General features: G+C 73.6%; 23 protein-coding genes. 4 read left to right on the plus strand and 19 right to left on the minus strand.

All coding sequences use genetic code 11. The annotated features are described in order from the left end of the window. Positions 1-18: 18 nt before the first annotated feature. The 8 genes from ACYU8I_RS10420 to ACYU8I_RS10455 form a co-directional block, all read right to left on the minus strand. Positions 19-1,212 carry an acetate/propionate family kinase gene (locus tag ACYU8I_RS10420; protein WP_460840338.1) on the minus strand — a complete coding sequence of 398 codons (1,194 nt, stop codon included), beginning with the start codon at positions 1,210-1,212 and terminating at the stop codon, positions 19-21. Beyond that, positions 1,209-3,293: a phosphate acetyltransferase gene (gene pta / locus ACYU8I_RS10425; protein ID WP_460840340.1), complete on the minus strand. Its 2,085-nt coding sequence runs from the start codon at positions 3,291-3,293 to the stop codon at positions 1,209-1,211. Before pta ends, ACYU8I_RS10420 begins: the two co-directional genes overlap by 4 nt. Before the next feature lie 10 nt (positions 3,294-3,303). Continuing rightward, complete coding sequence (locus tag ACYU8I_RS10430; protein WP_460840342.1) at positions 3,304-4,191, minus strand: hypothetical protein; 888 nt, start codon at positions 4,189-4,191, stop codon at positions 3,304-3,306. Continuing rightward, on the minus strand, positions 4,188-5,399 hold the full coding sequence (locus tag ACYU8I_RS10435) for a class I SAM-dependent methyltransferase (RefSeq protein WP_460840343.1): 1,212 nt from the start codon (positions 5,397-5,399) through the stop codon (positions 4,188-4,190). The genes ACYU8I_RS10430 and ACYU8I_RS10435 overlap by 4 nt, the downstream gene beginning before the upstream one ends. A 2-nt stretch (positions 5,400-5,401) precedes the next feature. Beyond that, positions 5,402-5,524: a hypothetical protein gene (locus ACYU8I_RS10440; RefSeq protein ID WP_460840344.1), complete on the minus strand. Its 123-nt coding sequence runs from the start codon at positions 5,522-5,524 to the stop codon at positions 5,402-5,404. Further along, positions 5,514-6,812 (minus strand): MFS transporter, encoded by a 1,299-nt coding sequence (locus ACYU8I_RS10445; RefSeq protein ID WP_460840347.1) that lies wholly within the window; start codon positions 6,810-6,812, stop codon positions 5,514-5,516. The genes ACYU8I_RS10440 and ACYU8I_RS10445 overlap by 11 nt, the downstream gene beginning before the upstream one ends. A gap of 34 nt (positions 6,813-6,846) precedes the next feature. Next, the gene (locus ACYU8I_RS10450) at positions 6,847-7,299 is read right to left on the minus strand and encodes a MarR family transcriptional regulator (RefSeq protein WP_460840350.1); all 453 of its coding nucleotides are present in this window, start codon (positions 7,297-7,299) and stop codon (positions 6,847-6,849) included. A 154-nt stretch (positions 7,300-7,453) separates the two neighbouring features. After that, entirely contained in the window at positions 7,454-8,881 is a 1,428-nt protein-coding gene (locus ACYU8I_RS10455) for an NCS2 family permease (protein ID WP_460840352.1), read from the minus strand. Positions 8,882-8,935: 54 nt separating this feature from the next. On the opposite strand from ACYU8I_RS10455, the gene ACYU8I_RS10460 reads away from it, so the two are divergent. Beyond that, entirely contained in the window at positions 8,936-9,310 is a 375-nt protein-coding gene (locus ACYU8I_RS10460; RefSeq protein ID WP_460840354.1) for a DUF2530 domain-containing protein, read from the plus strand. Next, positions 9,307-9,846 (plus strand): dihydrofolate reductase family protein, encoded by a 540-nt coding sequence (locus ACYU8I_RS10465; RefSeq protein ID WP_460840356.1) that lies wholly within the window; start codon positions 9,307-9,309, stop codon positions 9,844-9,846. The genes ACYU8I_RS10460 and ACYU8I_RS10465 overlap by 4 nt, the downstream gene beginning before the upstream one ends. Before the next feature lie 396 nt (positions 9,847-10,242). Here the strand turns inward: ACYU8I_RS10465 and ACYU8I_RS10470 are convergent, their stop codons facing one another. Then, positions 10,243-10,992 carry a DUF3027 domain-containing protein gene (locus tag ACYU8I_RS10470; RefSeq protein WP_460840358.1) on the minus strand — a complete coding sequence of 250 codons (750 nt, stop codon included), beginning with the start codon at positions 10,990-10,992 and terminating at the stop codon, positions 10,243-10,245. 70 nt (positions 10,993-11,062) lie between these two features. Here ACYU8I_RS10470 and ACYU8I_RS10475 point away from each other — a divergent pair, with 70 nt between their 5' ends. Then, a complete protein-coding gene (locus ACYU8I_RS10475) occupies positions 11,063-12,583 on the plus strand; it encodes an MFS transporter (protein WP_460840360.1) in 1,521 nt (506 codons plus the stop codon). Positions 12,584-12,796: 213 nt separating this feature from the next. Here the strand turns inward: ACYU8I_RS10475 and ACYU8I_RS10480 are convergent, their stop codons facing one another. Both ACYU8I_RS10480 and ACYU8I_RS10485 read right to left on the minus strand, forming a co-directional pair. Continuing rightward, the gene (locus ACYU8I_RS10480) at positions 12,797-13,192 is read right to left on the minus strand and encodes a cold-shock protein (protein WP_460840364.1); all 396 of its coding nucleotides are present in this window, start codon (positions 13,190-13,192) and stop codon (positions 12,797-12,799) included. 89 nt (positions 13,193-13,281) lie between these two features. Next, positions 13,282-13,914 carry an HAD family hydrolase gene (locus ACYU8I_RS10485; protein WP_460840367.1) on the minus strand — a complete coding sequence of 211 codons (633 nt, stop codon included), beginning with the start codon at positions 13,912-13,914 and terminating at the stop codon, positions 13,282-13,284. Between the two features lie 64 nt (positions 13,915-13,978). Between ACYU8I_RS10485 and ACYU8I_RS10490 the strand changes: the two genes are divergently transcribed. After that, entirely contained in the window at positions 13,979-14,413 is a 435-nt protein-coding gene (locus tag ACYU8I_RS10490; protein ID WP_460840370.1) for a hypothetical protein, read from the plus strand. Between the two features lie 6 nt (positions 14,414-14,419). Here ACYU8I_RS10490 and ACYU8I_RS10495 read toward each other — a convergent pair whose 3' ends face one another. The 8 genes from ACYU8I_RS10495 to ACYU8I_RS10530 all read right to left on the minus strand — a co-directional run bounded on the left by ACYU8I_RS10495 (position 14,420) and on the right by ACYU8I_RS10530 (position 24,616). Next, positions 14,420-15,634, minus strand: a complete 1,215-nt coding sequence (locus ACYU8I_RS10495; protein WP_460840372.1) for an AGE family epimerase/isomerase — start codon at positions 15,632-15,634, stop codon at positions 14,420-14,422. Next, complete coding sequence (locus tag ACYU8I_RS10500; protein WP_460840373.1) at positions 15,631-16,581, minus strand: glycoside hydrolase family 130 protein; 951 nt, start codon at positions 16,579-16,581, stop codon at positions 15,631-15,633. The genes ACYU8I_RS10495 and ACYU8I_RS10500 overlap by 4 nt, the downstream gene beginning before the upstream one ends. A gap of 29 nt (positions 16,582-16,610) precedes the next feature. After that, the gene (locus tag ACYU8I_RS10505; protein ID WP_460840375.1) at positions 16,611-18,659 is read right to left on the minus strand and encodes a hypothetical protein; all 2,049 of its coding nucleotides are present in this window, start codon (positions 18,657-18,659) and stop codon (positions 16,611-16,613) included. After that, positions 18,656-19,486: a carbohydrate ABC transporter permease gene (locus tag ACYU8I_RS10510; RefSeq protein ID WP_460840377.1), complete on the minus strand. Its 831-nt coding sequence runs from the start codon at positions 19,484-19,486 to the stop codon at positions 18,656-18,658. Before ACYU8I_RS10510 ends, ACYU8I_RS10505 begins: the two co-directional genes overlap by 4 nt. A gap of 1 nt (position 19,487) precedes the next feature. Next, positions 19,488-20,366: a carbohydrate ABC transporter permease gene (locus ACYU8I_RS10515; RefSeq protein ID WP_460840379.1), complete on the minus strand. Its 879-nt coding sequence runs from the start codon at positions 20,364-20,366 to the stop codon at positions 19,488-19,490. 9 nt (positions 20,367-20,375) lie between these two features. After that, the gene (locus tag ACYU8I_RS10520) at positions 20,376-21,659 is read right to left on the minus strand and encodes an ABC transporter substrate-binding protein (RefSeq protein WP_460840381.1); all 1,284 of its coding nucleotides are present in this window, start codon (positions 21,657-21,659) and stop codon (positions 20,376-20,378) included. Next, positions 21,656-22,696, minus strand: coding sequence for a LacI family DNA-binding transcriptional regulator (locus tag ACYU8I_RS10525; protein WP_460840382.1), 1,041 nt, complete (start codon positions 22,694-22,696; stop codon positions 21,656-21,658). Before ACYU8I_RS10525 ends, ACYU8I_RS10520 begins: the two co-directional genes overlap by 4 nt. 249 nt (positions 22,697-22,945) lie before the next feature. Further along, a complete protein-coding gene (locus tag ACYU8I_RS10530) occupies positions 22,946-24,616 on the minus strand; it encodes a DUF885 domain-containing protein (protein ID WP_460840386.1) in 1,671 nt (556 codons plus the stop codon). Positions 24,617-24,709 lie beyond the last annotated feature (93 nt).

The following is a 24,709-nucleotide window of genomic DNA, read 5'->3' on the forward strand; positions in this document are numbered from 1 at the left end:
ACCCGCTCAGGCGGGTAATCAGGAACCAGCGCCCCGCACCACCCCCACCGCCTGCCGGGCGATCTCCCACTCCTCGTCGGTGGGGACGACGAGGACGGAGACGGGGGCGGAGGGGGGCGAGATGCGGGTGAGGCCGCGGGCGGAGTCGTTGAGCGCGGGGTCGACGGTGATGCCGAGGTGGTCGAGGCCGGCGAGGGCGCCGGCGCGGACGTACGCCGCGTTCTCGCCGACGCCGCCGGTGAGCACGACGGCGTCGAGCCCGCCGAGCACGGCGAGGTAGGCGCCGACGTACTTGCGGATCCGGTGGCCGTAGACGTCGAGCGCGAGCCGGGCGGCCGGGTCGCCGGAGGTGGCGGCCGCGACGACGGCGCGGACGTCGTTGTCGCCGGCCAGCGCCCGCAGCCCGGCGTCGCGGTTGAGGGCGGCCTCGGCCTCGTCGGCCGTGAGGCCGAGCTCGCGGCGGGCGTGGCCGAGCACGGCGGGGTCGAGGTCGCCGGAGCGCGAGCCCATCACGAGCCCCTCGAGCGGGGTCAGGCCCATCGAGGTCTCGACCGACCGGCCGCGGTCGACGGCGGTGACCGAGGCGCCGTTGCCGAGGTGCAGCACCACGAGCCGCAGCTCGTCGAGCGGGCGGTCCAGGGCGGTCGCGGCGGCCCGGGAGACGAAGGCGACGGAGGTGCCGTGGAAGCCGTAGCGACGTACGCCGGCCTCCCGCCACGCCGCGGGCACGGCGTAGGTGCTCGCGTGCTCGGGCAGCGTCTGGTGGAAGGCGGTGTCGAAGACGGCGACGTGCGGCAGGTCGGGAAAGGCGCGACGGGCGGCGTCGAGCCCGGCGACGTTGGCGGGGTTGTGCAGCGGAGCGAGCGGCGCGAGCGACAGCACGGTGTCGCGCACCTCGTCGTCGACGAGGGTGGGCTCGCTGAAGCGGGTGCCGCCGTGCACCACCCGGTGCCCGACGGCGACGAGCCCGACGGAGGCGAGCGACGGACCGTGCTCGTCGAAGGCGGCGAGGGCGGCCGCGATCGCCTCGGCGTGGTCGGCGACCGGCCGCTCGGAGACGTGCTCGCCGTCGGCACGGTGCACGACGCGCCCCGACTCCTCCCCGATCCGCTCCACGAGCCCCGAGGCCATGACCGACCCCGAGTCGGCGTCGACGACGCGGTGCTTGAGCGACGACGAGCCGGTGTTGAGCACCAGCACCGGCGCGGTCACGACAGCACCTGGGCCTGGATCGCGGTGATCGCCACCGTGCTGACGATGTCGCGCACGGTCGCGCCGCGCGAGAGGTCGTTGACGGGCTTGGCCAGCCCCTGCAGCACCGGCCCGACGGCGACGGCACCAGACGTGCGCTGCACCGCCTTGTAGGTGTTGTTGCCCGTGTTGAGGTCGGGGAAGACGAGCACGGTGGCGCGACCGGCCACCTCGGAGCCGGGCAGCTTGGTGCGCGCCACGGCGAGGTCGATGGCGGCGTCGTACTGGATCGGGCCCTCGACCGGCAGCCCCGGTTCGCGCTCGCGCACCAGCCGGGTCGCCTCGGCGACCTTGTCGACGTCGCTGCCGGAGCCCGAGGTGCCGGTCGAGTACGACAGCATCGCCACCCGCGGCTCGATCCCGAAGCCGGCCGCGGTCTGCGCCGACGACCGTGCGATGTCGGCGAGCTGCTCGGCGGTGGGGTCGGGGTTGATGGCGCAGTCGCCGTAGACCAGCACCCGCTCGGCCAGGCACATGAAGAACACCGACGAGACCGTCGCGACGCCCGGCGCCGTGCGGATCACCTCGAGCGCCGGCCGCACGGTGTGGGCGGTCGTGTGCGCGGCGCCCGAGACCATGCCGTCGGCGAGGCCGAGGTCGACCATCAGGGTGCCGCAGTAGGACACGTCGGTGACGACCGAGCGCGCCTCCTCCAGCTCGACGCCGCGGTGCCGGCGCTTCTCGACGTAGCGCTCGGCGAGCCGCTCGACCAGCGCGGGGTCGTGCGGGTCGAGCACCTCGACGCCGGTCAGGTCGGCGCCGGCCTCGGCGGCCCGCTCGCGCACCCGCCGCGGGTCGCCGAGCAGCACGATCTCGGCCACGCCGAGCCGGGTCAGCGTCTCGGCCGCGCGCAGCACCCGCTCGTCGTCGCCCTCGGGCAGCACGATGCGTCGCCGCTGGGCGCGCGCCCGGTCGAGCAGCTGGTGCTCGAACATCAGCGGCGTCACGACGTCGGTGCCGGTGACGACGAGCCGGTCGAGCAGGGCGTCGCCGTCGAGGTGGTCGGCGCACAGCGCCAGCGCCGTCGCGACCTTGCGCGGCGAGCTGCGCGAGAGCCGCCCTCGCACGTCGTTGAGCGCCGAGATGGTCGCGTGGGTGCCGAGGTCGGTGGCGATGATCGGGGTGGTGGCGCCCAGGCCGGCGATGAGGCGGCGTACCTGCTCGGGCAGCTCGAGGCCGCCGTTGAGCACGATGCCCGAGGTGCGCGGGAAGCCGTCGGAGCGCTGCGCGGTCAGCACGCCCAGCACCACCTCCGGGCGGTCTCCGGGCGTCACCACCAGGGCGCCCTCGGCGAGCCGGTCGAGCACGTGGGGCATCGTCATGGCGCCGACCACGACCCCCGTGGCCTCGGCGCCGAGCAGCGCCTCGTCGCCGCTGGTCAGCCGGCCGTCGCAGGCCGCCATCAGCTCGCCCACCGACGGCGCCCCGAGCAGCGGCTCGTCGGGCAGCGCCATCGCGAGCGCGTCGCCGACGGCGACCGCGGTACGGGCCGCGTCGAGGTCGGCCTGCGACGGGGCTCCGCCGCCCGGCCCGGTGACCCGGTTGGCGACGACGCCGAGCAGCGTCGCGTGCTGGCCGCGGAGGTCCTCCACCGTCACCGCCGCCAGGGTGCGCAGCTCCTCCGGCGCGAGGCCGTGGGCGCCGAGCGTGAGCAGCACGGGCGCCCCGAGGTTGGCCGCCACCTGGGCGTTGAAGGCGAACTCCGCCGGGTTGCCGACGTCGGTGTAGTCGCTGCCGACCACGACGACGGCGTCGCTGCGCGCGGCGACGCGGTGGTAGCGGTCGAGCACCCGCTGCATCGCCGCGCCCGGGTCGGTGTGCACCTGCTCGTAGGTCACCCCGGCCGCGTCGTCGTACGACGTCTCGACCGCGTCGTGGGTGACGAGCAGGTCGAGTACGTAGTCGTCGGCGTCGGAGCGCACCACCGGCCGGAACACGCCCACGCGTCCGACCCGGCGCGACAGCTGCTCGACCAGCCCCAGCGCGACCGTGGACTTGCCGGTCCACCCGTGCGCCGAGGCGACGTACACCGCACTGGTCATGTCGTCCTCCCTACCGGCTCGACGGTGGCCGGGTACCCCGCCACCACCCCACCAGCCCGAGGGCCACCACCGCCAGTCCCCCGATCCCGGCGTACGGCGCCCAGACGGGCAGCGCCCAGCCCCCGACGGTGTCGACGGGCTGAGGAGGTGGCTGCACCCCCGGCGGTGGGGCGTACGCCGCCAGCGGTCGCGGCAGCTGCCGCACGGCCGTGCCCGCGCCCTCGCTCGAGACCCGGACCCGGCCGTCGGGGCCGACCGAGACGCCCTCGCCCTGCGGCTGCCGGGGCAGCGGCACGGTGCCGACCCGGCGCCACGACGGCAGCTCGTGCACGGTGGCACCGCCGTAGCCGCGGAGCACCACCAGGCCGCTGAGGGGGTCGCGGGCGCCGTCGGTGAGCATCCCGCCGACGCGCGCCACCCGCACCAGCTCGTTGGGCTCGCCCTCGCGCAGCCTGGCCGGCGTCAGCCAGACCTCGCCGACCAGGCCCTTGGTCACGACCGCGAGCCGGCCGCCGGGCAGGGCGACGAGCGCCTCGGCGTCGTAGGAGCGGCCGTCGGCGTAGCGGACCGGGTAGGACGTGGTCGCGCCGTCGGAGAGCCGCACCCGGTGCAGGGCGAGGTCGTCGCGGGCGCGCTCGTTGTCGCCGACGTCGCCGACCCAGACCGCGCCGTCGCCGGCGGGGGCCAGCGCCTCGACGTCGCGGACGTCGGCGTCGAAGGCGACCGTGCGCACGGTGCGGCCGTCGCCGTCGACCACGAACAGCCGGGCGTCGTCACCCGAGTCGTTGGTCGTGACCATCGTGGCGCCGAGGTCGACCAGGCCGCTGCTCTCGTCGATCGCGGGGTCCTGCCACGAGAAGACGGCGCTGGCCACCACGGCCGCCAGCGACAGCCTCACGGCAGGCGCTCGGCCAGGGCGGGGCGCAGCTGCCAGTCGGCGACGAGGGCGGCGTAGCGCTCCTGCTCGTCGGCCGCCGCCGGGCCACCGGTGCGCACGGCCCGCAGCAGCGTGTTGCGCGGGGTGTGGGTGCTCTCGACGAACTCCACGACGTCGACGCGGTAGCCGCGCTGGCGCAGCAACGAGGCGCGCAGGGCGTCGGTGAGGGTGTCGGCGAAGCGCTCGCGCAGGATGCCGTCGCGCACGAGCGAGGCGTACGCCGCGGGCGGCTCGGCGCGGCGCAGCTGCGCGGAGACGTCGTGGTGGCAGCACGGCGCGGCGAGCACCAGCCCGGCGTCCCACGCGACCGCGCGCGCCAGGGCGTCGTCGGTGGCGGTGTCGCAGGCGTGCAGGGCGAGCACGACGTCGGGGGCGGGATCCATGCTCGCCTCGGCGATGCCGGCGACCTCGAAACCCATCTGCCCGCCCAGCCCGAGCCGCTCGGCGAGCGCCTCGTTGTGCTCGCGCGACTGCTCCTTGACGTCGACCCCGACGGTGCGCACCGGCAGCCGATCGGCGAGCCACGCGTGGGCGGCGAAGGTGAGGTAGGCGTTGCCGCAGCCCAGGTCGACCACGCGCAGCGGCTCGTCGGGGGTCGGGCGGCGTACGGCGCCCGAGGCGAGCGCGTCGTCGAGGGCGGTCGACAGCGCCCGCACCAGCTGCTCGACCTGGCGCAGCTTGCCCTGCCGCGACGGCTTGACCCGGCCCTGGTCGTCGACGAGGCCGAGCGCTCGCAGCACCGGGTGGTCGGGGGCGAGCAGTCGGTCCTTGGCGCGGTCGTGCTCGCGCTCGGGCGCCACCGGCCGCTCCCGCTCGGCGGTGTGGAGCAGCGCCTGGCCCCGCTTGGTGACGCGCACCTGGTGGGTGCGCGCGACGGTGTCGACGTGCCAGTTGCCCCACGCCTGGGCCAGCAGCTCGTCGACGACGGCGGCCGCCTCGTCGGGGCCGTGGTTGGAGGTGTGCGACTGGGTGGCGTCGAACGCCTCGACCTTCAGCCGGCGACCGGCCCGCAGGTCGACCCACCGCAGCTCGACGCGGCGTACGTCGCGCCCGACCCAGGCCGGGTGGGGCCGGCCCTTGCGCCGCCCGGTCGCGAGCGCCCGCACGAGGTGCTCGGCGTCGAGCACCTCGTCGCGGACGACGGCGAGCACCTCGTGCGGGTCAACCACCGTCAGACCAGGGCGGCGACGACGACGATGAGGATGAGCAGCCCCAGCGCCACGGGGATGACGAGGCGGCGCAGCTTGGGGTTCACGTCGACGATCGTCCCATCCCCCGGGTCGTCACCGGGCACCCACGGGGTCGCTGGCCTCGGTCGGCAGCGTCCGACGCACCTCGACCTCGCGGTCGACGGCACGGGCGTTGCGGGCGAACAGCGCCATCGACACCAGGATCCCGCCGAGCGTGAGCAACCCGCCGCCGATCAGCGTCCAGCGGGCGCCGAAGGCCTCGCCGAGCCAGCCGATGAAGGGCGCCCCGAACGGGGTGGTGCCCATGAGGACCATGACGTAGAGCGCCATGACCCGGCCGCGCAGCTGGGGTGCGGTGGCGAGCTGGATGGTGGCGTTGGCCGCCGTCATCATCGTCAGCGCGAAGAAGCCCGTGAAGGGCGCCAGCGCCGCGTAGGTCCAGTACGACGGCGCCAGGCCGGCGACGACCAGCACGACCGAGAAGGCCAGCGCCGAGCCGACGACCAGCCGCAGCCGCACCCGGGTGCGCCGCGCCGCCATCAGCGCGCCGGTGAGCGACCCGATCGCGAGGATCGAGCCGAGCAGGCCGTACTCCCCCGCCCCCTTGTCGAAGACCTCGGTCGCCATCAGCGCCGACGTCATCTGGAAGTTGAGGCCGAAGGCACCGGCGAAGCCGACCGTCGAGAGCACCAGCAGCAGGTCGGGGCGACCACGCAGGTACGTCAGCGCCGCGCGGATCTGTCCCTTCTCACGAGTGGCGGGAGTGGTCGGGTGAAGCTGGTCCTCGGCCATCGAGCGGAGCGCCCAGATGACCGCGGCGTAGCTCAGCCCGTTCAGCAGGATCACCCAGCCCGTGGCCTGCGCACCGCCGCCGAGGGCGGCGATGAGCAGCCCGGCGATCGCCGGGCCCATCAGCCGGGCGGCGTTGAACGACGCCGAGTTGAGCCCGACCGCGTTCGTCAGGTCGTCGGCGTCGACCATCTCGCTGACGAAGCTCTGGCGTGCTGGTGCGTCGAAGGCCGAGCCCACGCCGAAGACGAGGGCCAGCACCCAGACGTGCCAGACCTCCACCACCCCCGAGATGGCCAGGGCGGCCAGCGCCAGCGCGGTCACGCCCATGACCGACTGCGTGACCTGCAGCAGCCTCAGCTTGCTCATCCGGTCGGCGACCAGACCGGCGTACGGCGACAGCAGCAGCGCGGGCAGGAACTGCAGGCCGGTGGTGATGCCGAGCGCGGTGCCGACGCCGATGCCGCCCGCCGCGCCGGCCAGGACGACGACGAGCCAGTCCTGGGCGACCCGCTGCATCCAGGTACCGGTGTTGGACACGACCCCGCCGGCGGCGTACAGGCGGTAGTTGCGGTTGTGCAGGGAGCGGAAGGTGGGGCTCAACAGTGCCTTTCCCAGAGAATGTGTCGGTGCCGGCTCAGTCGTCGGTCGCCAGTCGGTGGATCAGGGGGGCGGCCTGCCGCAGCAGGTCGCGCTCGTCAGGGGTGAGGTCGCGCAGCCGTCGCGCCAGCCAGACGTCGCGGCGTCGCCGGTCGGCCAGCAGCACCTCGCGGCCCTGGTCGGTCAGCGTCACCACCACGGCCCTCCCGTCGGACGGGTGGGGCGCGCGAGCGGCGTACCCCTCGTCGACCAGGCAGGTGACCGTGCGCGTCATGGACGGCGGCTGCACCCGCTCGTGGGAGGCCAGCTCACCGACCGTCAGCGGCCCCTCGCGGAACAGCACCCCCATCGCGCTCAGCGCCGTGACGCTCAGCGTGTTGTCGGGCTCGCGCTCGCTGCGCAGCCGCCGCGAGAACCGCATCACCGACAACCGCAGCTCGGACGCCAACCCGGTGTCGGTGCGCGCCACGTGCTGGACCGTCGGACTCACGATGCTTAGCCTAACTCATTACCTCGGCTAAGCATTCCCCTCGGTGCGAGTGCCCGCCGCGCTCTGTTAGGTGCGAGCGCCTGCCCCGCTCCCTGAGGTGCGAGCGCAGCGAGCCACGAAGGGCGCGGCCCGCACGCCTGGACGGTCCGCAGCCTCAGGTGAGCAGGCGGGTGAGCGGGTCGATCGCGAAGTAGAGGACGAACAGCACCGAGATCACCCACATCAGCGGGTGGATCGCCGCGACCTTGCCGCGCACCAGCTTGATCAGCACCCAGGCGAGGAAGCCGGCGCCGATGCCTGCGGTGATGGAGTAGGTGAACGGCATCAGCACGATGGTGAGGAAGGCCGGGATGGCGATCTCGACGTCGTCCCAGTCGATGCCCTTGACCTGCTGCATCATCAGGAAGCCGACCAGCACCAGCGCCGGCACGGCCGCCTCGAGCGGGATCACCGCGACGAGCGGGGCGGCGAAGACGGTCAGCAGGAAGAGCACGCCGGTGACCACCGAGGCCAGGCCGGTGCGGGCGCCCTCGCCGACACCGGCGGCGGACTCGATGTACGACGTGTTCGACGAGACGCCGGCGGCACCACCGGCGGCCGCGGCGACGGAGTCGACGACGAGGATCTTGCGGGCGTTGGGCGGGGTGCCGGTCTCGTCGAGCAGGCCGGCCTCGGCGCCGATGGCCGTCATCGTGCCCATGGTGTCGAAGAAGTCGGCCAGCATCAGGGTGAAGACCAGCAGCAGCACGGCGACCAGGCCGATGCGCTCGACGGAGCCGAACAGGTCGAACTCGCCGAGGGTGCCGAGGTCAGGCAGAGAGAACGGGTTGCCGGGCAGGGCCGGCACGGTGAGGCTCCAGCCGCCGGGGTTCTCGAAGGCACCGCCGAGGTCGAGGACCGCCTCCAGGACGATCGCCACGACCGTGGTGATCGCGATGCCGATGAGGATCGCGCCCTTGACCTGGCGCACCCACAGGCCGATGACGAGCACCAGGCCGAGGGCGAAGACCAGCACCGGCCAGCCGCTGAGCTGGCCGTCGCCACCGAGCTGCACCGGCACCGTGGTGTTGGCGGCGTCGGGGATGCGGGTGACGAAGCCCGAGTCGACGAAGCCGATCAACGCGATGAACAGGCCGATGCCGACCGAGATCGCGACCTTGAGCTGGGTGGGCACGGCCTTGAAGACCGCCTCGCGGAAGCCGGTCAGCACCAGGACCAGGATGACCAGTCCCTCGAGCACCACCAGGCCCATCGCGTCGGCCCAGGTCATCTGGCTGGCGATGCCGAACGCGACGAAGGCGTTCAGCCCGAGCCCCGCGGCCAGGGCCAGCGGGTAGTTCGCGAAGACCCCCATGGCGATGGTCAGCACGCCGGCGACGAGCGCCGTACCGGCCGCGATCGCCTCGACGTCGCCCCGCCCGTCGCCCCCGCCCAGGAAGGCACCCGTCGCGTCGGGGGCCCCGGCCAGGATGAGCGGGTTGAGCACGACGATGTAGGCCATCGTGAAGAAGGTGACGACACCGCCGCGCACCTCGCGGGCCACGGTCGAGCCACGCTCGGAGATCTTGAAGAACTGGTCCACGAGGCGGCATCCAACCACGGACCGACCCCGTCGCAGGTTTCGTGGAGGTCAACTGTGACGAGCCGTACGGCGCAGCGGGTGCTGTCGGTGGTCCGGTCTAGATTGAGCGCCATGCGCGACGACGAGCAGCCGGTCGCCCACGAGATCGGCAACCGCACCTACCTCGTGGCCGACGTCGAGCCTCTCGACCTCGACGGCGTGCGCACGATGCAGGTCGGCGTCGTCGTCTGGGCCGCGGCGCTGGTGGTGCTGCTGGCCCTGCGCGGTCGGCTCGTCGCCAACGACGCGGAGTGGTGGATCTGGGTCTGCGTCGCGGGGCTGGGGCTCGGCCTCGTCGGGTGGGACCACTGTGCGCGCAAGCGTCGTCGCCGCATCGCCGAGGAGCGGGCGGCCGAGGAGCAGGCGGCCGAGGAGCAGGCTCCGCGATGACGCGGGTCCGCTACTACACCGCCACCTCGCTCGACGGCTTCATCGCCGACGAGCACGACTCGCTGGCCTGGCTCTTCGAGCAGCAGCACGAGCCTGGCGGTCCGGCCGACTTCGACACCTTCATGGCCGGCGTCGGCACCCAGGTGATGGGGGCGACGACGTACTCCTGGCTGCTCGAGCACGAGCCCGACTGGGACCCCGGGCCCGACCAGACGATCTGGGTCTTCACCCACCGCGACCTGCCCGTGCGCCGCCCCGGCGTGCGCCTGGTGCAGGGCCCGGTGGCCGACCACCTGCCGGCCATCGACGAGGCGGCCGGCGGCAAGGACGTCTGGCTGATCGGCGGCGGCGACCTCGTGGGCCAGTTCGCCGACCTCGGCCGCCTCGACGACGTGGTCGTCTCGATCGCGCCGGTCGTGCTCGGCGCCGGCCGTCCGCTGCTCCCCCGGGCGCTCGACCTGACGCTGGTCGAGCACGACCGCACCGGCGACTTCCTGGTCGCGCGGTTCGAGGTCCGCGGACCCCGCGCCGACTGAGCCCTGGTCCGCTCGCGGGGCGAGATCAGCCAACGCCTCGGGTGCGGGGGTCTCGAGGTCCTCGCCAGCACAGGGCTGGTCGAGGTGCGAGGGCCGCCAGGCCCGGGCCGCGAGACCCGGTGAGATCAGCCTGTGCCACGGGTGCGGCGTCTCGAGGTCCTCGCCCAGCACAGGGCTGGTCGAGGTGCGAGGGCCGTCAGGCCCGAGCCGCGAGACCCGGTGAGATCAGCCTGTGCCACGGGTGCGGCGTCTCGAGGCCTTCGCCCAGCACAGGGCTGGTCGAGGTGCGAGGGCCGCCAGGCCCGAGCCGCGAGACCCGGTGAGATCAGCTCCCGCCTCGGGCGCGGGGGTCTCGAGGTCCTCGCCCGAGGGCTCGGACACCTCGACCAGCAGGGCTCAGAAGGTCTCGAGCTCGTCCTCGGAGACCGTGTCGTAGACGGGGTCGGGCAGGGGCGGGGGCAGCTGCTTCTTGCGCAGCTGGGCCTCGGAGTGGGCGCCGCAGCCGTGGTCGAGGGAGACGGCGCGGCCGTCGTCGTTGGCGTGCTCGTTGGCGCAGACGCCGAACACGGTCGACAGCGGGCCGGCCAGGCGCACCAGGAAGCCGCAGCCGCCGCAGCGGGCCGGCGCGGACTGGGCGAGCGGGACGTCGGGGCCCGCGTCGCCGGCGTACCAGCGCTGCACGACCCCGTCGCGGCCCTCCAGCGACAGCACGCGGGCGCGACCGAGGCCGACCTCGCGGATCGTCGCCTCGGCGACCGGGTCGGGCTCGTCGCCGGCCAGCCAGGTCGGCACCAGGCGGGCGTCGTCCTCGTCGACGGGCAGCAGGTCGCCGGGCGTCATGTCGCCGGGGCGCACGCGCTCGCGCCACGGGACCCACGCGGGGGCGATGATCGCGTCGTCGTCGGGCAGCAGCACGACCTCGTCGACCGTGACCTCGCTCTGGTCGGCGGGCGCCACGACGGTGACCGCCCAGCTCCAGCCGTGGTAGCCGCGCTCGCGGCAGGCGAAGCGGTGGGTGACGACCTCGGGCGAGTCCTCGACCTGCGCGTCGAGGTGCTCGCCGACGACGTCGGCGCCGACCTGGGCCACCAGCGCGGCGCGGGCGGCCCCGACGGCGGGGCTCTCGGTGGTGTCGGCAGGAGTCACGCCGCGGATTGTCCCCCATCCCGCCGGGTCGTGTCCTCCCGACCCGGCGCGGGTTGGCAAGATGGTCGGCATGTCCGGACCCGACGACCCGACCTCCCCGAGCGGGTCGCCCGGGGGCGAGCGGGGTCGGGTCACCGACTGGCGCGAGGACACCGCGCCGTACGCCGCTCCCGGCGGCGCACCCCGGGCCGACGAGGAGCCGACCGCCGCCACCAGCGAGCCGTCCGACGACGCTCGTCCGGGCCCCCGGCTCGGGCCCCAGCACGGTCGGTTCCGGCGGGCCGCAGGAGCCACCGGGCGGGGCATCCGGACGGCGGGCAGCGCGACCGGGCGCGGGGCGGCGTACACCGTGCGTCAGGCCCGCCGCGCCTCGCACGCCGAGGGTGCCGGCGACTCCGGGCTGTCACGGCTGATCGAGCTGCACGCCTTCAACGCCGCCGGCGACGCGGCGGTGGCGATCTCACTGGCCGGCACGCTGTTCTTCGCCCAGCCCGGCGAGGCGCGCGGGCCGATCGCGCTGTTCCTCGGGCTGACGATGCTGCCGTTCGCGGTGGTAGCGCCGCTGCTCGGGCCCTTCCTCGACCGGTTCAGCCACGGTCGTCGCTGGGCGATCGGCGGCACGATGGCGATCCGCGCGCTCCTCGTCTGGCTGATGGCCGACGCGATCGCCGACGGCTCGCTGCTGATGTATCCGCTCGCCCTGGGCGTGCTCGTCTCGTCCAAGGCGTACGGCGTGGCCCGTGCGGCCACGGTGCCGCGGCTGCAACCCAGCGGCCTCACGCTGGTCAAGGCCAACTCCCGCATCTCGCTGGCGGGGGTGGTCGGCGCCGGGCTGGCGGCCCCGCTCGCCGGCGGGGCGTCGTACTTCGGGCCGGAGTGGTCGCTGCGCTTCGCGTTCGTCGTCTTCGCGGGCGCGACGATCCTGTCGATCCTGCTGCCGGCCCGCGCCGACGCCTCCACGGGCGAGCTGCCCGTCGGGAGCCCGACCTCGACGCGGCGCTTCGCGCTGCCGGTCGACGTGGCCTTCGCGCTGCGGTGCAACGCGGGCCTGCGGGTGCTGTCGGGGTTCCTGACGATCTACATGGCGTTCCTGCTGCGCGACCAGCCGTTCGACGGGTGGGAGGGCCGCACCACCCTGCTCATGGGGCTCGTGATCGGCGCCGCCGGTCTCGGCAACACCATCGGCATCAGCCTCGGCTCGCTGCTGAAGAACGTGCAGCCGTCGATCACCGTCGTCGTGACGCTGCTCGCCGACGCCGCCGTGGTGGTGGCGGCCGCGGTGCTCTACAGCCTCCCGCTCGCCGTCGCCCTCGGCCTGACCGCCGGCGTCTCGCAGGCGCTCGGCAAGGTCTCGCTCGACTCGACCATCCAGCAGTCGGTGCCCGAGCGGCACCGCACCTCGGCGTTCGCGCGGTCGGAGACGATCCTGCAGCTGTCGTGGGTCGCCGGCGGCTTCATCGGGATCACGCTCCCGTTGATCCCCCGCCTCGGCCTCGGCACCCTCGCCGCGATCCTGGTCGCCTGGACCGCCTTCGTCCTCCTCCGTCGCCCTGGCCACGACCAGGACGTGCCGGCCCTGCCCGCCACCTGAGGTGCTTCCGCGCGGACAGCACCTCCGGGGCCGCTTTCCGCGAGGTCGGTCCGCGGCAACCGCGGAGCCGGCGGCTGAGCAGAGCTTTTCCGTGCCGATGCCGGCCGCCGGCGTCCTGAGCCACGAAGTCTGACGCTGAGCCACGATTGTTTGCCGCGTCCAGCGGCAGAGTCACTGGTCAACCAGTGACTTTGCCCCCAGGACCGACACCGCTCAGAGGTCGAGCTCGTCGGCCAGGGCGCGAAGGAGCTTGGCGGTGGGCTTGGCGGTGCGGGCGTCGGGGTGGCGGCCGTGGCGGTAGGCCTCGCCGACGCCGTCGAGCAGGCGGATCAGGTCCTCGGTGATGGTGGCCATCTCCTCGGGCTTGCGGCGCTGCTGGCGGGCGACGGCCCGGCTGACCGACGGCGGCGCCTCGAGCAGCCGCACCTGGTGGGCCTGGTCGCCCTTGCGGCCGGCGAGGATGCCGAACTCGACGCGGGTGCCGGCCTTGAGCGTGCTGATGCCCGCCGGCAGGTTGGAGGAGCGGACGTAGACGTCCTCGCCGTCCTCACGGGAGAGGAAGCCGAAGCCCTTCTCCGCGTCGTACCACTTGACCTTTCCCGTGGGCACCGTGCCGGCCTTCCTGATCGATCGTCCAGAGCGCTGCTGACCAGCGCCGGGACAGCGTAGACGGAGCCGCCGAACGGCAGCCAACGAGTTCAGCCGGCGGAAGCGAGCCAGCCCTCGAGCCAGCCGGGGAAGGCGTGGAGGTCGGGCAGCACGACGTCGGTGCCGGCCTCGCGCAGCTCGGCCTCGGTGCACCCGCCGGAGAGCACAGACACGCTCGGCACGCCGGCCGCGCGGGCGCCCTCGACGTCGTGCACGTGGTCGCCGACGTACAGCGTCGCCTCGTGGCGCCGCAGCACCTCGCCCTTGCCGCCGCCCCATACGCCGCCCTCGACGACGTCGACGTCGAGGCCGAGGTGGTCGACGTGCAGGTGGGCGTTGGGGGTGTACTTGCCGGTGACCAGCACGGTGCGTCCGCCGTGGCGGCGTACGGCGACCAACGCCTCGACCGCGCCGGGCAGAGCGGCCGTCGGGGTGATCGCGGTCTCGGGGTAGAGCGCACGGAAGCGCGTGATCGCGTGCGCCATCTGCCCCTCGGAGACGTGGCCGGCGAGGACGTGGTCGAGCGGCGGCCCGAGGTTGGCGCTGAGCTCGGCCGACGGCAGCTCGATGCCGAGGTCGGCGGCCAGCGCGTCGAGGGTGGCCACGAAGCCGGCCACGGTGTCGATCAGCGTCATGTCGAGGTCGAAGCCGACCACGAGGCGACCGGCGTACGACGAGACCACGGCCACAGGCTAGCCACGGCCGAACCGCCGCCCCACGCTTGGTCGGACCCCTATCGTCGGCACCGTGCTGATCACCAACCACGTGCTCCAGGGTGCGGCGATCGGCGCCACCGCCCGCGGCCCCGTGACCGCCTTCGGCCTGGGCCTGGCCTCCCACTTCACCGCCGACCGCGTGCCGCACTGGGGCGGCGTGCCGATCGAGGACGTCCTGCACGTCGCGGTCGCCGACGGCCTGACCGGGCTCGGCGCCATGGGCTGGGTCATGCGCCGTACGCCGCGTGGTCACCGCACCCGCGTCATGGCCGGCATGCTCGGCGCCTGCCTACCCGACGCCGACAAGCCGAGCACGCTGTTCTTCGGCCGCTCGCCCTTCCCGGAGCGGTTCGACGCCTTCCACGTGGACGTGCAGCGCGAGTCGATGAACCGGATGCCGCAGGAGGTCGCCGTCGCCGCCGTGGGTGCCCTCGTGGTCAGCCGGCTGCTCAGGCGTCTGGGCTGAGGCTGCCTACCGGAGCAACCCGTCACGCACGGCGACGACGAGGGCGGGGGCGAGGGGCAGGCGGGGCACGAGGGTGGCGCCGACGGCGTGGTAGAGGTCGGGCTTGCCGGGCCAGGTGACGGGGTCCGGGGTGTTGTCGGGCCCGAGCTCGTGGTGCCACGAGCCGCGCTCGCGGTCGACGAAGCAGGCGTCGGCGTAGGCCCACCACCGGGCGTGGAGCTCGGCGTACGTCGCCTCCCCCGTCGCCTCGTGGAGCGCAGCGGCGGCGGCGCAGCCCTCGGTGACGACCCAGTGCATCCGCTGGCGCACGACGGGTGAGCCGGCGAAGTCGACGGTGTAGACGAACCCGTCGGCGCCGTCGACCGCCCAGCCCTCGCGCACGGCGGCGTCGAAGAGCCCGACGGCGTGGTCGAGCAGCCAGGCGGGGGCGTCGGTCCCGAGCGACGCCCGCAGGTGCAGCGCGAGCCGCGACCACTCCAGCCAGTGGCCGACCGTGGCGCCGTACGGGCGGAACGGGTCGGCGGGCTTGTCGGCGTTGTAGTCGGGCAGCGGCGTCCAGGCCTCGTCGAAGTGCTCGGGCAGGCGCCAGTCGTGGGCCGGTCCGAGGTCGCGCACGACCCTGGTGAGGATGCGCAGCGCGCGGTCGCGCAGGTCGTCGCGCGACAGCACGTCGGCCGCGGCGAGCAGCGCCTCCACCGTGTGCATGTTGGCGTTGACGCCGCGGTAGCCGTCGAGGGTGGTCCAGGCGGCGTCCCACTCCTCGACGACCATGCCGGCCTCGTCGTCCCAGAAGCGGGTCAGCAGCACGTCGAGCGCCTCGTCGAGCAGTGCGCGGGCGCCGGGCCGGTCGGCGGCGGTGGCGCTGGCCGAGGCGAGCACCACGAACGCGTGCTCGTACGCCGTCTTGGCCGTGGTGGTGGGCCCGTCGGGGCCGACCGCGGCCCACCAGCCGCCGTGCTCGGCGTCGCGCAACAGCCCGGTGAGCGCGGCGACCCCGTGGTCGACCAGCTCGGCGGACCCGTCGCGGCCGAGCAGGTGGCCCAGTGCGTGCACGTGGGTCATCCGGCAGGTGATCCACAGCTCGACGGGACGCTCGACCAGGGGCCGGCCGTCGTCGTCGAGGTAGGCGAAGCCACCGAGCGGGTGGCGCAGCTCGCCGAACCCGAGCAGCCGCTCGAGCTCGGCGGCCAGCCACGCCGGCGACCCGGGGGCGTCGCTCACGACCACGACGTGCCCGGCGTGAAGGTGGCGACGCCGAGGGTGGAGTCGCTCTGGCCGTAGTAGGCGAACCAGGTGTCCTGGAAGTGCACCAGGCCCTCCACGAAGGTCACGTTGGAGACCAGCCCGTGGGTGTCCTCGAAGGTCGAGGGCTCCAGCCAGGGGTAGTTCATCTGCGCCATCACCTCGGTCGGGCGGGCGGGGTCGAGCAGCAGCTGGCCGCAGGTGTAGCGCACGGTGCCGTCCTCGAACTTCACCGCCGCGTTGTGCAGCAGCAGGATCAGGCCGTTGTCGGTCCAGATCGGCTGCGGTCCGACCTCGACGAGGAACTCGCCGAAGGTCCCGGGCGGCGTGGGCAGCATCAGCGGCTGGTCCTGCGGGGCCGGCTCCCAGTGGATCAGGTCGTCGGACCACGCGTGGTAGATCGAGCCCTCGCCGAAGTACATCAGCCACCGGCCGTCGACCTTGCGGTCGAGGATGGCGCCGGCCTTGCTCCACGGCGTCGGCACGTCGGCGGCGTTCGGCTCGAAGGTGTTGAAGTCGGGGAAGAGCGGCCCGTGCTTCTCCCAGGTGCGCAGGTCGGTCGACGTGGCCAGGCACAGCTGGGCGTTGGTGCGGTCCCAGGCGGTGTAGGTGAGGTAGTACGTGCCGTCGATCTCGGTGACGCGGGGGTCCTCGCAGCCGAACTCCTCGTAGGGCTCGCTCGGGCTCAGCACCGGCTTGTCGTCGCGGGTGAAGTGGATGCCGTCGTCGCTCACGGCGTAGCCGACGTGACTGACGATGTCGTCGGCGTGGGCACGGTAGAGCAGCACCACCTGGTCGTCCTTCACCACCGCGGCGGGGTTGTAGATGCTCCCCGACTCCCACCCGTCGCCCTGGGGCACCAGGATCGGGTTGGCGTCGTACGGCGTGAACGGGCCCAGCGGGAACTGGGCTCGGGGCGCGGTCATGGTCGTCCTCTCGTGGGGGTGGGTGGGGTTCAGCGGCGCACGACGGCGAAGCCGCCGGGCGGGAGGGTGACGGCGACGTCGCTCGCCGGGGTCCGCGCGGTCCGCACCAGGCGGCCGGAGCCGTCGTAGACGCGGGTGCGGGCGGTGCCCTCGCCGGGCACGGCGAGCGAGGTGCGCTGCGGCCGGGTGTCGGCGTTGCGCAGCACCGCGGTGGCGCTCCCGTCGCCGGCGAGCACCCGCGAGGTCACCAGCGGCTGCAGCACGACGGCGTCGAGCCGGGCGGCGGCACCGCGGGTGCGGGCGACCAGCGTCGTCGCGCCCTCGGGGATCCGGCCCAGGGTCTGCGGCAGCAGCGCACCGGGGGCCGGCGAGCGACCCTGCGCCCCGACGGCGCCGGAGCGCACGTCGCCGACGCGGCGGCCGTCGACGACGTACGACGTGACGGCGCGCGAGCCGGGCCGGTGGTCGGTGACCGGGACGACGAGCGAGGCCGGCTGGTCCTCGGGCACCTCGAAGGTCGCGCGGCCGCCGGCGGGGATCCTGGCGAAGCCGGTGCCGCCGTACTGCGACTCCCCCGTCCACCGGCTCTCGGGCTCGACCGCGGTGGCTCCTCCGCTCAACGCAGCGGCCTCGGCCTGAAGCTCGGTGATGCCGGTGCCGCCGGACTCCTGCGCGACCCGCGCGATCGCGGCGACCTCGGGGTGCGCGTCGAGCTGGAGCATGGTCAGCAGGCCGTGGATCGTCGACTCGGCACCGGAGTTGCGGTTCACGCGACCGTCGGCCTCGACGCCGTCGATCGTCACGCCGGTGGCGGGGTCGTACGTCGGCTCGCCCGAGGCGTTGGCGCCGAAGAACCACGCCGCGTCGACCCCGGCCAGCTCGTCACCGGCGCGGGTGCCGTGGGCCAGCAGGTTCTGCACGCGCGAGTCGGCGCCGTAGGCGATCTGCACCCGGTCGGCGCGTGTCGGCTGGCGCCCGTTGTCGGGCCCGCCGGAGGTGATCAGCCAGGGCTCGAAGACGAAGGCGTCGCGCTGCGCGGCGCGGTCGCGCCCGGCCACCTCGAGGGCACCGCCCATCTGGGAGGCCCAGGCGTGCCAGATCGAGCGCGACAGCCCCCACGGCAGCACGCCGCCGAAGGGCCAGCGACGGGCGTCGCCGCCCGACAGCGCGGCGATGCCCTCGGCCAGCTGGCGCTCCACGCGACGGCTGAGGCGGGTGCCGCCGTCCGCGTTGTAGGCGGCCAGGCCGATGACGGCCTCGGCACTGGCGTCGGCGCCGTCGACGACCAGCCAGGCCGGTGTGCGGCGGCCGTCGGCGCGGTAGTAGCGGCCGTAGGCGTCGAGCACCTGCCGGTCGAGCGCCCCGAGCGAGAGCGCGAGCCGCTGCTCGAGGAAGCGGGCGAAGCGCGGGTCCTCCTCGCGGAAGGCGGGCACGGCCTCGCCGAGCGCCCAGACCGTGCGGGCCAGCCAGTACGACGCGTCGCTGTCGCTGGGGTCGGGCAGCTCGACCGGCTCCGCGCTGCGGTTGAGCGAGCCGTCGGGCTGCATCCACAGCACCACGTTGCCGCGGTCGCGGCCCTGGGTGACCTGCATGTAGGTGAGCCCGCGCAGCAGCTGCCGGGCCTTCTCGAGGCTGTCGTGGTCGCCGGTCTGCCGGAAGTGGCGCACGTAGACGATCGCCGCGCGGGAGATGTCGTCTGCGTTGTAGGCGCCCTGGGTCCAGTCGCCCGTCTCCGGGTCCTCGGTGCCGCCGCCGATGCGCTCGAAGCCGTCGTCGCGCCGGTCGGCGTAGGTCCACAGCATCCCGACCTCGGGCTCCTGCTCGAGCCGGTACGTCGTGTGGCGCGCCGTGGGCTCCGGGGTCGCGGTGTCGCCCAGGAAGTCGAGGTGGTCGAGGTTGGTGAGCGGGGCGCCCGCGGCGTCCGCTCGCTGAGGAGCCGAGGGACGAGGCGTCCCGAAGGGCGCGGCTGCCGCCTCGTCGGTCGAGCCCGTCGAGGCCACGAGCCCGCCGACGGCGAGCCCGAGCGTGGCGGCGAGCGCGGCGGGGCCGCGCAGCCGGTGGGTGGTCCTGGTCGTCATCCCTTGACTCCACTTCCGATGCTGAGGTCGGTGAACCGCTTCTGGAAGGCCACGAACAGCGCGACCGCGGGGGCGGCGAGCACGACGGCGCCCGCGAGGATCGCGCCGTACGGGTTGGCGGCCCGACCGGCGATGTTGCTGATGTAGTTGGCGAGCGTGACCGCGAGCGGCTGCAGCTCGGCGTCCTTGGTGACCAGGAAGGGCCAGAGGAACTCGTTCCAGGGGCCGATGAAGGTCAGGAGCAGCGCGGTGAGCAGCGCGGGCCGCACGAGGGGCAGCGCGATCGACCAGAGGATCCGCAGCTCGCTGGCCCCGTCGAGCTGGGCCGCGGCGAACAGGTCGTCGGGCAGCTGCAGGAAGAACTGGCGGAAGACGAAGACCGCGGTCGAGTTGATGAGGAACGGCGCGATCATCCCGAGGTAGGAGTCGGCGAGCCCGTAGTAGCGCACCACCATCACGTAGATCGGGATGATGAGGAGCTGGAAGGGCACGATCTGCACCAGCAGCATCACCGCGAACAGCGTGCCGCGACCGCGGAAGTGCAGCCGGGCCAGCGCGTAGCCGGCGAGCACCCCGAAGACGACCGTGCCGAGCATGACGCCGCCGGTGAAGATCGCCGAGTTCAGCAGCGAGCGCACCAGGTCGACGCGGCCGTTGATGTCGGCGTAGTTGTCGAGCGTCCAGCCGCCCAGCGGCAGCGCGCCCTTGATGGTGGTGTCGGGCGACTTCTGCAGCGAGCCGACCACCATGTAGTAGAAGGGGAAGAGGAAGACGAGAGCGCCCAGCAGGAGCGCGGTCATCGACCAGAAGCGGCGGGTCCTCGTCATCTCAGTCACGCTCCAGCAGCTTGCGGTTGACCAGCGAGACGACCAGGACGAGGAGCACGAGGATGACGCCGATCGCCGAGGCGACGTCGGGGTTCCCCTGCTCGATGCCCTTCTGGTACATCACGAAGACCGGTGAGGTGGACGCCCCGTCTGGCCCGCCGCCGTTGGTCAGCAGGTAGGGCTCGGTGAACAGGTTGGCGCCGGTGATCGTCGCCAGGATCACGACCAGCGTGCTCGCGCTGCGCACCCCCGGCACGGTGACGTGCCAGAAGCGGCGCACGGCGCCCGCCCCGTCGACGGCCGCGGCGTCGTACAGGTCCTTCGCGACGCCCTGCAGCGCGGCGAGGTAGAGCAGGATGAAGAAGCCCAGGCTCTTCCAGGTCACGAACACCGCGATCACGGGCATCGCGAGGCCGGAGCTGACCAGCCACGACGGGTCGGGCGCCAGCGGGCCGAGCAGCTGGTTGACCAGGCCGCCGGAGGAGAACAGGAACAGCCAGACCGCGACCAGCGCGACGCTCGCCGTCACGTAGGGCACGTAGTAGGACACCCGCAGGAAGGTCCGCAGCCGCGCCACCGAGTTGAGCGCCGTGGCCAGCACGATCGAGAGCCCGACCGTGAGCGGCACGTTGATGACCAGGAAGATCCCGACGTTGACGAAGGAGCGTCGTACGTCGGGGTCGCCCAGCACCGCGGCGTAGTTGGCGAACCCCACGAACGGTCGCTCCACCTGCGCGCCGGGCGCGGCGAAGAAGTAGTCGTGGAAGCTGATCCACACCGCCAGCCCGAGGGGGTAGGCGAACACCAGCGCCAGGAAGAGCGCGTACGGCGCCGCGAACACCATCCCCAGGGGCTGGCGACCGAAGACCTTGTGGAGCACGGGGCTGCCTCAGCCCTGCGAGGCCAGCTCGTCGGCCTTGTCGGCCGCGGCCCTCAGCCCGTCGGTGACCGGCTCCTCGCCGAAGATGACCGAGCGCGAGTAGTTGTCGCGGATCTCCTGCCAGATCTCCACCGAGTTCGCCACGTTGGGCACCTCGACGGTGCGCGAGGCCTGGTCGGCGAAGGTCTCGTACGCCGGGTTCTGCTCGAAGTAGTCGGGGTAGGTGCCCGGCAGGTCCTCGCGGATCGGCATCTGCCCGGTCAGCTCGAGCAGCTGGCCGTCCTGCTCCTCGCTGGTGGCGAACTTCAGCACCTCCCACGCGGTCTGCTGGTTCTCGCAGGCCGAGTAGACGGCGACGTTCTTGGCGTCGGAGAAGGTGTAGGTCTCCTCGGCCGGGGTGCCCTGGCTGGTCGGCACCGGCACCACACCCCAGTCGACGTCCTTGCCGTAGACCTTGATCGCCCACGGCCCGACGACCGACATCGCCGCGACGCCGTCGGCGAACGAGTCGCCGTCGTACTTCTCCTTCGGGCTGTAGCCGTCGGCGTACATCTGCGACCAGAAGTCCCAGACGGCCGCGCCGGCCTCGTCGTCGAAGGTGGCCGTGCCGTCCTCGACCGTCTGCTGGCCGCCGGACTCGGCGGCGTAGAGCGGGTAGAAGTCGAACCACGACTGGAAGAACTCGCTCGTCGGCGCGGGGTAGATCGCCGCCTTCGAGACGCCCTCGTCGACCAGCTTCTTGCTGGTGGCGAGGAACTCGTCGTACGTCGACAGCGGCGGGTTCTCGGCGTCGATGCCGGCCTTCTCGAACAGCGCCTTGTTGTAGAAGATCATCACCGGGTTCTGCTTCCACGGGACCTGGTAGTACTTCTCGTCGGGCGACTGGTACTGCTCGGCGAGGTCGCCGCTGCGCTCCTCGACGTACGACGCGCCGTCCTCGAAGTCGTCGAGCGGCACCAGGCCGCCCTGCTTCTGGAACTGCGGCACCGCCGCGGGGCTGGTGTTGAAGACCAGGCAGGGCGCGTTGCCGGCGGTGATGGCCGCGCCGATGACCTCCTCGGAGGTCTTGCCGGCGGGGATCTCCTGGGCCTTGACCTCCTGGTCGGGGTTGGCCTCGTTCCACTTCTCGACCATCTGCTCGCCCCAGGCGATCTCCTCGGGGTTGTTCGAGAGCCAGATCGTGATGGGGCCGGTGGAGGAGCGCGACTCCGAGGCGTCGCCTCCGCCACCGCACGCGGCGGTGAGGCCGAGGGACAGGGCGAGGGCGGTGCCGGTCACCAGACGGCGGTTCATGGGCGGTCTCCTTGGGTGGGGGTCGGGGCGGGTCCGGTCGAGGCGCGGACGACGAGCCGGGCGGCGGGAGCCGGCGGCACGTCGCCGACGTCGTCGCCGACGAGCCGCAGCAGCCGGGTGGCGGCGGTGCGGCCCCAGGCGACGACGTCGGTGCGCACGGTGGTCAGGGCGGGTCGGAGGTGGGCGGCGATCTCGGTGTCGTCGAAGCCGGTGAGCGAGAGCTGCCCCGGCACGTCGACGCCGCGCTCGTGGGCGACGGCGAGCGCCGCGGTGGCCATCAGGTCGTTGGCGAGCACGATCGCGGTGGGCGGGTCGGCGAGGTCGAGCAGCTGCGCGGTCGCACGGGCCCCCGACTCGGCCGAGAAGTCGGCCTCGACGACGGGACCCGGCACGACCCCCGCCTCGAGCAGCGCCTGCTCGAAGGCCCGGCGTCGCGAGCGGCCGTGCACGAGCTGCTGCGGACCGGCCACGTGGGCGATGCGCCGGTGGCCGAGGTCGAGCAGGTGCTGCACCGTCTCGACGACCGCGGGGGCGTCGTCGGCGCCGCAGGCGACCTGGAGCGGACCCCAGGTCTCGCCCAGGTCGGGGCCGACGAGCACGGCCGGCAGGTCGAGCTCGGCCAGGAGCGCCGGCCGCCGGTCGCCGACGCGGAGGTCGGTGACCAGCACGCCGTCGACCCGGCCGTCGCGCGCGAGCCGGCGGTACGCCGCCTGGTCGTCGCGCTCGGCGACCTGCAGCAGCAGTGCCCGGTCGTGGGCCGAGAGCACGGTCTCGAGCCCGGCGATGAAGGACGGGAAGAACGCGTCGGCGCGCAGCACCTCCGGGGCCCGTGCGAGCACCAGCCCGACGGCCATCGACCGGCTCGTCGACAGCGCCCGGGCGCCGGCGTTGGGCGTCCAGCCGAGCCCCTCGGCGGCCTCGAGGATGCGCCGGCGGGTGTCGGCCGAGATGCCCGGCCGGTCGTTCAGCGCGAACGACACCGCCCCCTTCGACACACCCGCGGCGCGGGCGACGTCAGCGATCGTGGGGCGGGCCATGCCGTCGTACTAAACCGGTTTAGGACTGAGTGTGTCAACCGTCACTTTCGCAGCGCTGCCGCCTTCCCGCGGTGACCCCGACCCGCAAACACGCGGACTCACGTTGTCGCGGCCGCCCGATCTGTCCCGGCGGGTCCGGCCAAGACGGACGCGGTCCAGAACTTGCACCCGCGCGTTTGCGGGATCCCCCGCCCGCGCGCGTCGACGCCCCCGCCGGCGGGGCCGGGCGGGGGCGTCGGGCAGGGCGGGTCAGGGCAGCCGGCGGCGGACCTGCTCGTCGAGCACGCCGAGGGGCAGCGCGCCGGAGTCGAGCAGGGCCGAGTGGAAGGCCTTGACGTCGAACGCCGCCCCGCGGCGCTGCTCGGCCTCGTGGCGCATCCGCTGGATCTCGAGCCGGCCGACCATGTAGGAGCAGGCCTGGCCGGGGGTCACGGCGTACCGGTCGATCTCGGGCCGTACGACGCCCTCGGTGAGCGGTGAGTTCTCGACCATGTACTGCACGGCCTGCTCGCGGCTCCAGCCGAGCGCGTGCATGCCGGTGTCGACGACGAGGCGGCAGGCGCGCATCGAGTCGGCGGAGTACATGCCGAGCCGGTCGACGGGTCCGGAGTAGAGCCCCATCTCGTCGGAGAGCCGCTCGGTGTAGAGCCCCCAGCCCTCGGAGTACGCCGAGTTGCGCAGGTGGCGGCGGAAGGTCGGCAGCCCCTCGAGCTCGGAGGCGATCGCGATCTGCAGGTGGTGACCGGGGATGCCCTCGTGGAAGGCCATCGCCTCGAGCTCGAAGGTGCCCCACGACGCCACGTCGGTGGTGTTGACGAAGAACGTTCCGCCGCGACTGCCGTCGGGCGACGGCGGGTAGTAGAAGGCCTTCGCGCCGCTGGTCGTCGACTGCACGGCGCACGGAGCCTGCGGCAGCACCTCGAACCACTCCGGCATGGCGTCCCACGCCCGCTGCATCGCGACCTCGGAGTCGCGCACCATCTGCTCGCCGTCGCTGTAGTGGAGAGGGGGGTCGGTGCGCATCGCCTCGAAGATCGCCTGGAGGTCGTCGCTGCCGACGACCTCGGGGCCGAGCGCGCGGTACTCCTCGGCCAGCTTGGCCACCTGCGCCGTGCCGATCTCGTGGATCTCCTCGGCGCTCTTGTCGGTGGTCGTGAAGTAGCGCAGCGTCGCGGCGTACGCCGCCTCGCCGCCCGGCAGGTGGGCCAGGCCGACCTGCTCGTCGCCGCGGGCACCGGGGGCGACCTCGTCGGCCAGCACCGCGCGGTACGCCGCCATGCCCGGCCGCACCTGCTGCTCGACGACCGCGCGCAGCCGCGCCTTCCAGCCGTCGACGTCGATGCCGGCCGGCGGCGGAACCGTGCGCAGCAGGGCGTCGTCGGCGACCGGGGTCGCCAGGATCTCGTCGAGCTGGCGCACCGTGCCCTCGACCGCGAAGGCGGCCGGGAACCGGCCGGCGGCGACGCCCTCGCGCAACCGCTCGCCGAGCTGCTCGAAGTGGCGACCGATGGCGGCGTACTTGTCGACCATCGCCTCGGCCACCTCGGGCGTCGGCAGGCCGAGCATCGGCACCAGCACCTGCAGGGAGCCCTGCAGACCGAAGATCGGGTCGGCCGCGATCTCCTCGAGCCGCGCCTCCGCCAGGTCGGCGCGGTTGCGCGCGTCTGCGGCCAGCACCTGCACGGTCAGCCGGCGGTCGTCGTCGAGCCCCTCGGCGTCGACGGCCTCGGCCCGCTCGACGAACGCCCGCAGCGCCGAGACGTTGGCGTCCTCGGCGGTCCGGCTGCCGTCCTCGAACCGCCCCGCCGCGTCGTACTCCCCCAGCAGGTGGGCGCTGGTCGGGTTGGTGACGAGGTGGTGCGACCAGTACTGCTGGGCCAGGTTGTCGACGTCGTGGGCGGGGCTGCTCTCGGAAGTCACGCAGCACAACCTACGTGCGCCCCTTCGTGACGCCCCGCTCGTCCCTCGCGGCGCTCCTCAGGGAGCGGCCCCTCCGGTCCCTGATGTGCGAGC

Source organism: Nocardioides marmoraquaticus, assembly GCF_054777915.1.